A 13,460-nucleotide genomic window follows, 5' to 3' on the forward strand; every position below is an offset into this window, starting at 1 on the left:
TAAAAATGTCGGCACGCCGCGCCGTGTCAGCGCTTGGCGGCGAAGTGCCGGTCGTTCAACAGGAAATGCGACAACGCCGGGATCAGCACCAGCGCCCCCACCATGTTCAGCAGGAACATGAAGGTCAGCAGGATGCCCATGTCGGCCTGGAACTTGATGGGCGAGAAGGCCCACGTGATCACGCCGGCGGCCAGCGTGACCCCGACCAGCGCCACCACCTTGCCGGTGAACAGCACCGCCTCGCCGAACGCCGCCGCCAACGGCAGGCCGCGCCGCTGACCGGCCAGCTGCACCGACAACAGGTACAGCGCGTAGTCGACGCCGATGCCCACGCCCAGCGCGATCACGGGCAGCGTGGCCACCTTCACGCCTATGCCCAGCGCCACCATCAGCGCCTCGCACAGGATCGAGGTGAGCACCAGCGGCAGCACCGCCACCAGCGTGGCGCGCCACGAGCGGAACGTCACCATGCACAAGGCGATGACGGCGCCGTACACGTACAGCAGCATGGTCGAATTGGCCTGGTGGACGACGATGTTGGTGGCCGCCTCCACGCCGGCGTTGCCGGCCGCCGGCAGCAGTTGCAGCACCTTGGCGTCGGTCGGATTGTCGGCGATGAAGCGCTCCACCACCGCCAGCACGGCGCTCAGGGTGGCCGCCTTGTGGTCGGTCAGGAACGCCACCAGCGGCATCACCGAGCACTCGGTGTTGAACAGCTCGGGCGTGTTGACGCTGGCCTGCTGGGCGCCGTAGTTCAGCACGTCCTGGTTGCGGCTGATGGTGAGCCACTTGGGATTGCCCTCGAACGTGCCGGCCGTGATCTGGCGCACCACGTCCGGCAGCGATTGCGTCATGCGCACCTGCGGCAGCTGCTGCAGCTCCCACGCCAGGCGGTCCACCGTGTCCAGCGTCGCGTAGCGCAGGCAGCCCTCGGGCGGCGTCTTCACGATCACGGCGAACACGTCGCTCGACAGCGCGTAATGGCTGGTGATGAACGCGTTGTCGCGGTTGTAGCGCGACTGGGCGCGCAGCTCGGGCGCGCCCGGGTCCAGGTCGCCGACCTGCAGCCGGGTCGACACGGCGTAGGCGGCGGCGCCGCCCAGCGTGGCGATCACCAGCGTGGCCAGGGCCCAGCTGCGCCGTTCGGCGAAGTGGTCGAGCACCACCCACAGCCCGCGATGGCCGGCCAGCTGGCGCTCCTCCTGCTCCAGCGTGCGGCGCGCGGCGTGCGGGCTCACGCCCACGTAGCTGAGCAGCACCGGCAGCAGCAGCAAGTTGGTCAGCACCAGCACCGCCACCCCGATGCTGGCCGTGACGGCCAGCTCGCGGATCACGGGGATGGGGATCAGCACCAGCACGGCGAAGCCCACGGCGTCGGCCAGCAGCGCGCTCACCCCGGCCAGGAACAGGCGGCGGAAGGTGTAGCGCGCCGCCACCAGGCGGTGCGTGCCGCGGGCGATGTCCTGCATGATGCCGTTCATCTTCTGGGCGCCGTGGCTGACGCCGATGGCGAACACGAGGAACGGCACCAGCATCGAATACGGATCGAGCTCCAGGTGGAACACGGCCAGCAGGCCGATCTGCCACAGCACGGCCACCACGGAGCAGGCCAGCACCAGGAAGGTCGAGCGCATGCAGCGCGTGTAGCCGAACAGCAGCACGGCGGCGATCGCGAGCGCGATCAGGAAGTATTGCGCCACCTGCACCAGGCCGCTCAGCAAGTCGCCCACGATCTTGGCGAAGCCGATCACGTGGATCTTCACGCCCCACGGTTTGCCGTCCGGCGCCAGGCCGTGCTCGTAGCGCTCGCGCAGGCCATCGAGGTCGCGGCTGAACCGCCAGTAGTCGATGCGCTCGCCCGTGGCGCCGCGCTCGAGCAGCGGCAACTGCACGGCGGCCGAGCGCATGTCGGTGGCCACCAGGTTGCCCACCAGGTTGGCGCGGTTCAGGTTCAGGCGCAGCCGGTCCAGGCTGGCGCGGTCGCCGTTGAAGCCGTCCGGCATCACGGGGCCGCCCTGGAAGCCCTCCTCCGTCACCTCGGTCCAGCGCACGGCCGGGGTCCAGATCGATTTCATCCAAGCCCGGTCCACGCCCGGCATCAGGAACAGCTCGTCGTTGACGTGCTTGAACGCCTCCAGGAAGCGGCCATCGAGCACGTCGCCGTGCGTGTTCTCCACGACGACGCGCAGGCTGTTGCCCATGCCGCGCAACTCGCCGCTGTTTTTCAGGAAGTTCTGGATGTAGGGGTGGCCGGTCGGGATCATCTTCTCGAAGCTGGCGTTGACCTGGACCCGCGTGGTCATCCAGCCCAGCACCAGCGTCAGCAGCAGACAGACGGCCATGAACGCGCGGCGGTGGTTGAAGATCAGCCGTTCCAGCCAGTTGCCCGACTGGGAGGGGAATTCCGCCAGATCGCGGACCACCGGTATTTCGGTGGAAACAGAAGTCAGTACCATGAGATCAATTCCTCGGCAGTGGCACGCTGCGCAGTCCGCGCATTCCGGCCATCACCAGCTTGTTGGAGCTTACTTGCAGGGCCGCCAGCGACTGGCTGGCCGGCAGCGCCATGCCGTTGAAGGTCTGGCCGCCGTCGCGGCTCACCACGACTTTGCCGATCTGGTCGGCCAGCCACAGGCTGCCGTCCGCGCCGCGGGCCGACGCCGTGATGCTGCCCTGCAGGCCCGTGGCCAGCGCGGTCCAGCTGGCGCCGCCGTCGCGGCTGATGACGGCGTGGCCGCGCATGCCATGGGCGATCAGGGCGTCGCCGCAGTCGAGCAGGCCGAAGAAGCTGCCCTGGTAGCCCGTGTCGACCCGCACCCAGCGCTGGCGTGCCGTGTCGAGCCGCATCAGCAGCCCCGCCTCGCCGGCCGCGAACAGCTGGCCCCGGTGCGCGCGGATGGCGTACAGATTGAGCAGCTTGTCGCTGTTGTCGCTGCGCGCGTACCAGCTGGTCCAGCTGGCGCCGCCATCGCGCGTTTGCAGGATCAGGTTGTAGGCGCCCACCACGAAGCCTTCCCGGGCGCTGGTGAAGTACAGGTCCAGGAAAGGCTTGTCGGGGCCGGCGGCCACGTTGCGCTGCGCCTCTGCCATCAAGCGGTCGCGCTCGGCGCCGGCCGGCTGCGCCGCCAGCTGCGCCAGCACCAGCGCGTTGACGGCCACGCCGTCGAGCAGCTTGCGCCAGGTGGCGCCGCCGTCGGCGCTGGCCAGCACCACGCCGTCGTGGCCGACGGCGTAGCCTTGCCGGGACGTGACGAACTGCACCGCCGTCAGGTCCACGCTGACCGGCATCGCCACCTGCGTCCAGGTGGCCCCGCTGTCATTGGAGACGACGGCGTGGCCGCGCTGGCCCACCGCGATCAGCCCCGTGGGGCCGAGCGCGGCCAGCGCCGTGATCTGGCGCTGCGTCACCAACGCGCTGGGGCGCGCCGGGCGTTGCAGCGGATCGGCGTGACCGGCGCCGGCCACGCCCAGCGCGCCCAGCACGCTGGCGGCAAGGGCGAAGGCGGCAAGGCCGTTGGGGCGTGGCTTAGCGAACACCGGCCGCTCCCAGCGCGTCCGGGGTCCACTGCTTCTCCGGCAGCCCTTCCATGTACTTCAGGCCGAACGGATAGGCGCCCAGCAGGCCGATGATGTTGTAGCTGCCGCTCGCGAAGTCATAGAAGAACTGCGAAGTGGCGCCCGGCGCCGGCTGCTCGTAGGCCGGCGTGAAGGCGGTGAAGCCGGCGCGGTACAGCAGGCCGCGCCCGTCGAACTCGTCCGACGCCAGCGCATACCAGCTGTCCTCGTCCAGGTAGAAGGTGCGCTTGGAATAGATGTGGCGCTTGCCATCCTTGAGCGTGCCCTCCACCACCCACACGCGATGCAGTTCCCAGCGCAGGTAGTCGGGATTGACGTGCTTGGGGGTGGTGACGGCGTAAGGGTCCTTGGCGTAGGACAGCTTGTAGGCGTTGTAGGGCACGATCATCTCGCGCTTGCCCAGCAGCTTCCAGTCGTAGCGGTCCAGCGCGCCGCTGAACACGAAGCTGTCGTCGAAGGTGGAGGTGCCGGCCGTGGCGGGATTGGGCGTGTCGTAGGACAGGTCCGGCGACAGCTTCACGCGCCGCTGCCCCGGCAGGTATTGCCAGCCCTTGCGGGCGTTTTCCAGCGGGTTGATGTAGTCCTGGATCAGCAGCGCTTCGCCGACCCGGCGCGCCGGCGCCGAGTACGCGACCTTGGTGCGGAAATAGATGTCCTTGCCGCCCGAGGCGCTGCCGCGCTTGGGATCGTAGTATGGGTATTCCACCGTGATCTCGCCGGTGGTGGCCAGCACGGCGCTGCCCGTCGCGCTGACGTTGATGGAGTCGTACTTGGCCACGTAGGCGTGGCCGGCGTAGCGCAGCAGGTGGTTCCACATGGCCTCGTTGCCGGTCTTGGGGATCGGGAACGGAATGCCGGCGTAGGTGCCCTGCACGCCCAGGCCGCCATCGATGGCCTTCACGGACGTGGCGTTCTTGACCGAGTTATCGAGCACATACTTGGGGTAGGCGGCGCTGCGGTGCGACGGGTACACGTCGACCCGCATGCTCGGATAGCGCTTGAGCAGCTCGCGGGTGCCGACCGTCAGGCGCGACTCGTACTGCGCCGCGTTGGCGCCGGTGATGGCGTACAGCGGCTTCTCGCCCGCGTACGGGTCGGGGCGCACGCCCGAGCCCTTCTGGAAGTCGGCCGGCGCCGTCGTCAGCCCGCCCGTGTACGGTGGAATGGTCTTGTCGGCGTTGCCGGCCAGTTCCGCGCCCACGGGGCTCAGGGTGGTGCCCAGCTTCTTCGCCTCGTCGGGCGAGATGGCCGCGAAGGCCGAGGCGGTGGCCATGGCCATGGCCAACGTGGGCAAGGTCCACAGATTCGAGTGTTTCAACATGATGCAGTCTCCGTCGTGTCGTGTTAGAAGGTTGTCTTAAAGGTCAGCACCAGCATGTTGCGGTCCGACAGCGCCGCGTAGCCGGGCGCCACGGCCGCGATGCCGGTCGGGGTCGTGGCATAGGGGCCGAAGGCGGCGATGTAGCGCAGCGCCAGGTTGTATTTGTTCTTGTAGTCGGCCACGATACCGATTGCGCGCGTGCCCGAATGGGCCGCCCCGCCGCTGACGACGGCGGCCTGGCCGCTCAGGCCCACCTGGTAACTGAGCGGCAGCGAGAGGTCGAGCTCCGGCAGCGCGCCCAGCCAGGACGGCGTGAACGACAGGGCCAGCGTGCTGGAGGAACGGGTCACGGCGTCGATGTTGGCGGCGCCCGAGGTCTTGCCCGCCGCGTAGGCGGCCGTGCCCTTGTACAGGTTGAACGGATCGGACGTCACCTTCAACACGCGCATCCACGTGGCTTCGCCCGTCAGCGTGGCGATGTCGAACAGCGGGGTGCGCGGCAGCACGCCCACCAGGTTCAGCACCGCGTGCGCCGTGTTGCCGCGCGCGCCCGGCACTTCGCCGCTGTCGGCCAGCGCCCACAGGGCCTTGCTGGCCGCCAGCGGACCACCCGGCAGCGCCGTGGCGAGCGCGTTCTGGCTCACCAGTGGCATGTTGCGGCGCGTGCTCAATTCGGCGCCGATGCTGACGCCTTCCACGGTCTTGGCCAGCGACGCGCCGAAGATCGAGATATCGCTGGCGAAGCTGAAGTGGTATTTGCCGGTCGCCGTGCCCGGTTCGAGGGCCAGCCATGCCTGGTTGGCGATCTCGGATGTGCGGCGCGCGTACAGGCCCAGCGTGCCGTCGAGCCACTCGGGACTCCAGTGCGCCGACAGGCCCCAGTCGCCCGTCTTCCCTGGCGTGATCATGCGGCCCTGCGCGAACGGGCCGAAGCGCTGGCCGCCCAGCAGGGACGCGTCCTGCGAGGACAGGTAGGTGCCCGACTCGGCCACCCGCGCCGCCTCCCATTCGAAGAAGGTCTGGGCCGCGATCGACAGCTCGCTGGTGGGCTGGACCTGCACGGTCACGCCATTGCGCGGACGATACAGCTCCTTCGCTTCCGTGCCCGGCGTCGCCGTCGACTTCCAGATGTCGAGCGCGTACTGGCCATACGACACGCCATGGATGGCGCCGTACAGCAGCAAGCCCTCGCCCCAGAACGCGGTATGGCGGCCGAGGCGCACCGACACCGGCACGTCGCCGGCGTCGAAACTGGCGAAGCCGAACGCGTCGAGCAGTTCGCCCGACGGGCCCTTGGCGTAGCGGCTGCTGTACGGGGACAGCGAGTTGGGGCCGCCCAGGCCGTTGTAGGTGGCGGGGCTGTTGGCGTCCGTCGCCAGGCTGCGGTAGGCCGCGTCGGCCCAGGCCGCGCCGCTCACGCGCACGCCGTACTTCTTGTCGACCACGAAATCGAGTTCGCTCAGCAGATCGAGGCGGTTGGTCACGGCCTGGTTCTTGGCGAAGTTGCGGTCGCCGTCGTCGGCCTGGGGGTTGCCGATGATGGCCGGATCGCGCTCCTTCATGCGCACGCCGTAGTTGTAGCGCACCGTGTTATCCCAGCGCAGCACGGCGTTCGGATTGCCGGTCTCGATCTCGATCGCCTGCGCCGGCGCGGCGCCGGCGCCGGCCAGCACCAGCACGGCCCAGGCCAGAGGGGTCAGCTGGAAGCGGTGTTTGTCAGTCATGGTCTGTCTCCTGTTTCTCTCGTTGAAGTCCGGCGCGGGCCGGCTTCACTTTCTAGGGGTGGGTGATAACTAAGGGGCTGTTGCAGCGCTCAGTCGACGAACGCCACCACGCGGGCCGGCGCGGCGCTGCAATGGGCCAGCTTGATGGGGAAGAAGCCGACCATGAAACCGCTCAGCGGCAGCGCGCCCAGGTTGGTCATCTGCTGCACGATGAACGCTTCGCGCTCGACGATCGCCTTGTGGCCATCCCACAGCACGGCCTTGTCCCTGGTCTGCTGGAACTTGCGCGCCATCAGGCCGAACGGCAGGTCCCATCCCACCGCGTCGGTGCCGAGGATGGTGGCGCCCTGCTGCGTCAGGTGCAGCGTGCCGGCCCGGCCCATGCCCGGCTGCTGGTAGTACTCGACGTCGTCCATGCAGTAACGTTCCTGGCCGGTGCGGATCAGCACCGCGTCGCCGGGTTTGATGACGGTGCCGGTCGCCGCCATCGCCGCGTCCAGCATCTCGACGGTGATCTCCTCGCCTAGCTTGGCCCACGGCCGGACGTCGAGCACCAGGCCGGGCCGATACAGTTCGCTCAGCGCGATGTCGGTGATGGTGCGGGCCGGCGCGCCGGCGATGCGCGATCCGCTGTGCAGCGGCGCGTCGACGTGGGTGCCGCAGTGCGACGACATGTCCGTCAGGATTTCCGAGCCCCAGCCTTCGCCGTCCGGCAGGTCGTCATGGGTGCAACCCAGGTATCTGCAGAACTCGTCCGCGCCCTGCTCCTTGGGATGCTGGTATTCGATACGCGGCGCCACCACCACGGCGGCGGCGGCCAGTGGCGGCGGCAGCCTGGCGCGGTTGGCGGGGTCCAGGGTCTGAGTCAAGTCGATCAAGCGCGTCATGTGGAAATCTCCTGTCCGTTATTGCTTCTTATGGGAAGCGTAGTGTCGGATCAGCGCGAGTGCCGCGATATCAGAATTCCGCAAAAGATCGTCCGAACAAAAAAAATTTCCGACGCCATGCCGACGCAAACAACACATGGCCGGGCATTGCGGAATTCCGATAGCCAGATGTTCCGGCCGCCGCCAGAATCGCCTTCATTTTCGATAAGAGAGGTGGATATGCGAGTCGTAAAGCAAGGCGCCAGGTCGCCGCTACTCTGGCCGCTGCTGGCCATGCTGGCCGGGCCGGCAAGCGCGTCGGCGCAGACGCCGGCCGCGCCGGTCGATGCGGCCGCGGCCAACACCCGCCTGGTCCTGCTGGGCACGGGCGCCGGCCCCATACCGCGCAAGGACCGTTCGCAGCCGGCTAATCTGCTGGTGGTGGGCGGCCGCCCCTACCTGATCGACGCCGGCAACGGCGTGTCGCGCCAGCTGGTGCGCGCCGGCTATGTGCCGTCGGACGTGCGCACCGTTTTCATCACGCACCACCATATCGACCACAACGCCGACATGGGCGCGCTGATGTCGTTCGCCTGGATCGAGGACAACAAGCGCCGCGACGCCGGCGTGCCGCCGATGCGCTTCTACGGCCCGGCGCCGACGGCGGCCCTGGTGCAGGCGGCGCAGCAGTTCCTGTCCGTCTCCGAGCGCATCTTCCGCGCCGGCGTGCCGATGGCCCCTGTGGCCGGGCGCTTCGAGGGCAATGACGTGCAGGCGCCCGGCGTGGTGTTCCGCGACGACCGCATCGTGGTGTCGGCCATAGAGAACACGCACTACGCGGGAACGGCGGCCGATGTCGACAAGTCCTACTCCTACCGCTTCGACACACCCGGCCGCTCGATTGTCTTCTGCGGCGACACCGGCCCCAGCGAGGCATTGACGGCGCTGGCCAAGGATGCCGACGTGCTGGTGTGCGAGGTGAACGACCTGGACGCCTCCATGAAGGAGTTCGCGTCGAGCATGCACCTGCCGCCGCCGGCGATGATGGCCGTGCGTCACCACATGGAGGCGCAGCACATCACGCCCGAGCAGATCGGCCAGATGGCGCAAAAGGCCAACGTGAAATCGGTGGTGCTGACCCATTACTCGCCTGGACTGGACGGCGAACAGGACCTCGGCCAATACACCGAAGGTGTGCGCAAGCATTTCGCCGGCCCCGTCATCGCCGGCCGCGACCTGCTGGAATACTAGAGCGTCCTGGCGCCCCGAGCCCAGGCCGCCGTCAAGATCGGTGCGCCATGCCTATGTCCCCTCCCCAAGAGCCCCCCACCGCTGCGCCATGGCGCGGCGGGGTCTTGCTGACCGCCCTGCTGGTATTCGCCTTCGCCAGGGTCCTGCCGCCATTCCAGCTGTTTGAAGCCGATAGCGGCGCCTTCCTGCACGTGCATTTCCTGATGGAGCTGTTCGCCGTGGTGGTGGCGGCGCTCGTGGTGATCATGGCATGGCACACCATGGACCCGCTGTACGCCCGGGTATCCAACCTGCTGATCGCGGGATTCACCCTGGTGGCCGGCTGCGACCTGCTGCATGCCTTGACCTACAAGGGCATGCCGGCCTTGCTGGAACCGGGCAACACCACGACCGCCATCTTCTTCTGGCTCGCCGGCCGCGGCTTCGAAGTGCTGACCCTCTTCCTGCTGGCGCTGCGCCTGCGCCTGCCGGGCAGGCCGTGGCACTGGCAGGCGGCCGCGCTGGCGCTGACTGTGCTGCTGGCCGCCAGCGCCGGCGACTGGACCGGCGCGCTGCCACAAGTGTATGACGAAGCATCCGGCGTCACCGCCTTCAAGACCCATGTCGAATACGCGCTGTGCGCGCTGTACCTGCTGCTGGGGTTCTGGTTCCACCGCCAGGCACGCGCGGAGACGCAGCCGCGCTCCAGCCTGATTGCCCTGTCGTGCATGCTGATGGCCCTGACCGAGCTGATGACCTCCTTCTACCTGCGGCCAACCGATTTCAGCAACGTCTTTGCACATGGCGTCAAGGTGCTGGCGTACGTGCTGGTGTTCCGCGCCACCTTCCGCGTCAGCGTGATCGTGCCGTTCGACATGCTGCGCACGTCGCGCAACGCGCTCAAACAGCAGCAGGAGGAAGTCGAGTCGATCCTGGGCCACGTCAAGGGCGGCATCATGCGCATCAGCCCCGACCTGTGCATCGTGTTCATCAATGAGACGCTGCGCCGCTACATGGAGGTCGCCGCCCGCGCTCCGGCGCTGCCGCTGGCGCAAGCGCTGTCGCCGCGGCACTGCACGGAAATCATCCCCTGCGTTCACCGCGCACTGGCCGGCGAGGAGATGGAACTGGAGATGGCCGTGGACGCCGGCGGCGCGCCGCGCCACCTGGCCATTTCGCTGGCCCCGCAACGGGCCGACGACGGCGCCGTCATCGGCTGCGTGCTGCTGGCCGTGGACGTGACGGCCAGCCGCTTGACCCGGTCCCAGCTCGAAAAGTCGCTGCGCGACCTGTCCGAACTGTCGGCCGCGCTCGACGCCCACGCGATCGTGGCGGTGACGGACGCGCGCGGCGTCATCCAGCGCGTCAACGACAAGTTCTGCGCCATCTCCCAGTACGGGCGCGAAGACCTGATAGGCCGCACCCACGCGATCATCAATTCCGGCTTCCACCCGCCGCGCTTCTTCCATGACCTGTGGCGCACCATCGGCGGCGGCCAGGTGTGGAGCGGCGAGATCTGCAACCGCGCCAGGAACGGCGCGCTGTACTGGGTCTACACCACCATCGTCCCCTTCGTTGGCAGCGACGGCGTGCCGGTGCAATACATCGCGATCCGCGCCGACATCACGGCGCGCAAGCTGATCGAACAGGAGACCGAGAAGCTGGCCTTCTATGACCCGCTGACCGGCCTGCCGAACCGGCGCCTGCTGGCCAACCAGCTCGAACGCAGCCAGATCGAGAGCCAGGGCAGCGGCCAGTATTGCGGCCTCGTGTTCCTGGACCTGAACGATTTCAAGTGGGTCAACGACCTGCACGGACACGGCATGGGCGACCAGTTGCTCAAGTCCGTCACGCAACGGCTGCAGGCCGCGCTACGGGCCGGCGATACCGTCGCGCGCTTTGGCGGCGACGAGTTCGTGATGCTGCTGACAGGGCTCGGTCTGGACATGGACGCCGCCGGCAAGGCGCTGCAGACCATGCTCGCGCGCATCATGGAGGACGTGGGACAGGAACGCATCATCGACGGCGTGACCGTCCGCAGTTCGGTCAGCGCCGGCGTGGTGATGTACCGTGGCACGGCCACCGCCGGCGAGGAGCTGCTGCGGCAGGCCGATATCGCCCTGTACAAGGCCAAGGACAGCGACCGGGGCCGCTGCCACTTCTTCGATCCCCAGCTGCAGGTGGCGCTGATGCGGGAAGCCCGGCTCACGGCATGCTTGCGCCATGCGGCCGACGACGTCCAGCTGCAGCTGTACTACCAGCCGGTGGTGAATTGCCAAGGCAACGCCGTGGGCGTCGAGGCCCTGCTACGCTGGTCCCATCCCGAGTTCGGCATGATCAGCCCCGGCGAATTCATTCCGCTGGCCGAGAAGAGTGGCCAGATCATCGAGATCGGGCTCTGGGTGCTGGAGACCGCGTGCCGGCAGCTGGTCGCCTGGCGCGCCAGCGACGAGACGGCGGCCCTGACGATCGCCGTCAACGTCAGCCCCAGCCAGTTCAGCCACGCCGGCTTCGTCGACCAGGTGCGGCGCACCCTGCGCGCCAGCGGCGCCAACGCCAGCCTGCTCAAGCTGGAGATCACGGAAAGCATGCTTCTGCATAACGTGCACGAGACCATCGACCGCATGCAGACCCTGCGCCAGCTGGGCTTGCGGTTCTCGCTGGACGATTTCGGCACCGGCTACTCCTCGCTCAGCTATCTGCAGCGCCTGCCGCTGGCGCAGCTGAAGATCGACCAGGCCTTCGTGCGGCACATGACGGAGAACGCCAACAACGCGGCGATCGTGCGCACCATCGTGTCGCTGGCCGCCGCGATGAAGCTGGACGTGGTCGCCGAAGGCGTCGAGACGGCGGAGCAACACGAACTGCTGTCGAGCCTGGGCTGCCGCAGCTTCCAGGGCTATCTGTTCGCCCGCCCCCTTCCCGTCGATCAGCTGCGGCCCTGGCTGCAGTCACGGGCTTTACTTGCGCATTGATGCCGGCCCGCCAACAGGCGTCGCCGCTATCGGATTTTTACTTCAACAGTTGGACTAACGGACCTATGAATAACCTCAAGATCTCTACCCGCATCACCATCCTGCTCGGCACCATGATGCTACTGCTCGCCGTCGTCGGCGCCATGGGCCTGAACGGCATGCGCGAGACCAACGCCGGCCTGCGCACGGTGTACGAGGACCGGACCGTCCCGATGGGGCAACTGCTGGCGGTGCAGCGGCTGGTCCTGCGCAACCGCCTCGACATGAACAATTCAGTGGCGCTGGCCGATCCGGAAGCAACCAAGGGCAACCTGAAGGACCTGGAACAAAACCTGGCGGAAGTCGACACTACCTGGGCCGAGTACATGGCGACCTACCTGACGCCGGAGGAAGCGGCCATCGCCGCTGACTTCAAGACGGCACACGGCAACTATGTGCAACAGGTGATCCGGCCGGCGATGGCGGCCATGCGCGCAGACAATCTCGACGCGGTGCGCGCCATGCTCTCCGCCGATGAAACCAAGCTGTACGTTAAGGTGCGCCAGGCCATCGTCGGCTTGACCGACCTGCAACTGCGGGTGGCGAAGACGGAATACGAGGCGGCCCAGTCGCGCTTCACGACCACCGGCACGGTTGTCGCCGCGATCGCCCTGCTGGGCCTGGTCTTCGCGCTGCTGTTCGGACGGATCATGGTGCGCGGCATCGCCAAGGGTCTGAAGGCCGCCGTGGACACGACCGTCGCCATCGCGGGCGGCGACCTGACCAGCCGCATCGACACGGGCGGAAAGGACGAGGTGAGCCAGCTGCTGCGCTCGCTGTCGGCGATGCAGGCCAGCCTGATCGACGTGGTCGGCAGTGTGCGCGAGGGCAGCGAATCGGTCGCCTCGGCCAGCACCCAGATCGCGCAGGGGAACATGGACTTGAGCGGCCGCACCGAGTCCCAGGCCAGCGCACTGGAGCAGACCGCCGCCAGCATGGAGGAACTGAGCTCCACCGTGAAACAGAACGCAGACAATGCGCGCCAGGCCAACCAGCTGGCGCAAAGCGCATCCCAAGTGGCGGTCGAGGGCGGCCAGGTCGTGTCGCAGGTGGTCGATACGATGAAGGGGATCAGCGATTCCAGCCGCAAGATCGCGGACATCATCGGTGTGATCGACAGCATCGCCTTCCAGACCAACATCCTGGCCCTGAACGCGGCCGTGGAAGCGGCGCGCGCCGGCGAACAGGGCCGCGGGTTCGCGGTGGTCGCGACCGAGGTGCGCAGCCTTGCCAGCCGCAGCGCGGAAGCGGCCAAGGAAATCAAGCAACTAATCAGCGACAGCGTGGAACGGGTCGAGCAAGGCACGGTGCTGGTGAATCACGCGGGCGACACGATGGAGCAGGTGGTGCAAGCCATCGCGCACGTGACGGACATCATGGCGGAAATCAGCTCGGCCAGCATCGAACAGAGTGCCGGCGTGAACCAGGTCGGCGAAGCGGTGACGCAGATGGACGAGGACACACAACAGAATGCGGCGTTGGTCGAGGAAATGGCCGCCGCCGCCGCCGCGCTGAACGGCCAGGCCAGGGAACTGGTCCAGGCCGTCGCGGTCTTCAAGTTCGAGCGCGTCGCCAATCACAGCGTCCGCACGGCCAGGGCTGCGCCAATTGCGCGGACCACGACCGACGCCAAGCCCACGCTCAAACTGGCCGCGGCCGGCGCAAGCGCGTGGCGAGCGTTCTGACATCGGCATACCCGCTGATGAAGTAGGCAGGCATGGCCGTGGCA

General features: G+C 67.8%; 8 protein-coding genes. 3 read left to right on the top strand and 5 right to left on the bottom strand.

Annotated features, from left to right (window positions below; translation table 11 throughout):
* Positions 1-26: 26 nt before the first annotated feature.
* The 5 genes from AC1RQG_RS16670 to AC1RQG_RS16690 all read right to left on the bottom strand — a co-directional run bounded on the left by AC1RQG_RS16670 (position 27) and on the right by AC1RQG_RS16690 (position 7,508).
* The gene (locus tag AC1RQG_RS16670) at positions 27-2,456 is read right to left on the bottom strand and encodes an efflux RND transporter permease subunit (protein WP_493133125.1); all 2,430 of its coding nucleotides are present in this window, start codon (positions 2,454-2,456) and stop codon (positions 27-29) included.
* 4 nt (positions 2,457-2,460) lie between these two features.
* On the bottom strand, positions 2,461-3,537 hold the full coding sequence (locus AC1RQG_RS16675) for a WD40/YVTN/BNR-like repeat-containing protein (RefSeq protein ID WP_493133126.1): 1,077 nt from the start codon (positions 3,535-3,537) through the stop codon (positions 2,461-2,463).
* Positions 3,527-4,897 carry a DUF1329 domain-containing protein gene (locus AC1RQG_RS16680; RefSeq protein WP_493133127.1) on the bottom strand — a complete coding sequence of 457 codons (1,371 nt, stop codon included), beginning with the start codon at positions 4,895-4,897 and terminating at the stop codon, positions 3,527-3,529. The genes AC1RQG_RS16675 and AC1RQG_RS16680 overlap by 11 nt, the downstream gene beginning before the upstream one ends.
* 23 nt (positions 4,898-4,920) lie before the next feature.
* The gene (locus tag AC1RQG_RS16685) at positions 4,921-6,621 is read right to left on the bottom strand and encodes a DUF1302 domain-containing protein (RefSeq protein WP_493133128.1); all 1,701 of its coding nucleotides are present in this window, start codon (positions 6,619-6,621) and stop codon (positions 4,921-4,923) included.
* An 89-nt stretch (positions 6,622-6,710) separates the two neighbouring features.
* Positions 6,711-7,508: a cyclase family protein gene (locus AC1RQG_RS16690; RefSeq protein ID WP_493133129.1), complete on the bottom strand. Its 798-nt coding sequence runs from the start codon at positions 7,506-7,508 to the stop codon at positions 6,711-6,713.
* Between the two features lie 219 nt (positions 7,509-7,727).
* Here AC1RQG_RS16690 and AC1RQG_RS16695 point away from each other — a divergent pair, with 219 nt between their 5' ends.
* From AC1RQG_RS16695 to AC1RQG_RS16705, 3 genes are all read left to right on the top strand, one after another.
* Positions 7,728-8,738 (top strand): MBL fold metallo-hydrolase, encoded by a 1,011-nt coding sequence (locus AC1RQG_RS16695; protein ID WP_493133130.1) that lies wholly within the window; start codon positions 7,728-7,730, stop codon positions 8,736-8,738.
* Positions 8,739-8,842: 104 nt separating this feature from the next.
* Positions 8,843-11,692 (top strand): bifunctional diguanylate cyclase/phosphodiesterase, encoded by a 2,850-nt coding sequence (locus AC1RQG_RS16700; RefSeq protein ID WP_493133131.1) that lies wholly within the window; start codon positions 8,843-8,845, stop codon positions 11,690-11,692.
* A gap of 65 nt (positions 11,693-11,757) precedes the next feature.
* A complete protein-coding gene (locus AC1RQG_RS16705) occupies positions 11,758-13,416 on the top strand; it encodes a methyl-accepting chemotaxis protein (RefSeq protein WP_493133132.1) in 1,659 nt (552 codons plus the stop codon).
* The last annotated feature ends 44 nt before the right edge of the window (positions 13,417-13,460 follow it).

The sequence above is a fragment of the Rugamonas sp. GW822-FHT03B10 genome, from assembly GCF_058801745.1.

Excerpts from the sequence above, each read along its gene's own strand:
- AC1RQG_RS16670 (WP_493133125.1), bottom strand. The coding sequence starts at position 2,456 with ATGGTACTGACTTCTGTTTCCACCGAAATACCGGTGGTCCGCGATCTG.
- AC1RQG_RS16680 (WP_493133127.1), bottom strand. The coding sequence starts at position 4,897 with ATGTTGAAACACTCGAATCTGTGGACCTTGCCCACGTTGGCCATGGCC.
- AC1RQG_RS16685 (WP_493133128.1), bottom strand. The coding sequence starts at position 6,621 with ATGACTGACAAACACCGCTTCCAGCTGACCCCTCTGGCCTGGGCCGTG.
- AC1RQG_RS16690 (WP_493133129.1), bottom strand. The coding sequence starts at position 7,508 with ATGACGCGCTTGATCGACTTGACTCAGACCCTGGACCCCGCCAACCGC.
- AC1RQG_RS16695 (WP_493133130.1), top strand. The coding sequence starts at position 7,728 with ATGCGAGTCGTAAAGCAAGGCGCCAGGTCGCCGCTACTCTGGCCGCTG.
- AC1RQG_RS16705 (WP_493133132.1), top strand. The coding sequence starts at position 11,758 with ATGAATAACCTCAAGATCTCTACCCGCATCACCATCCTGCTCGGCACC.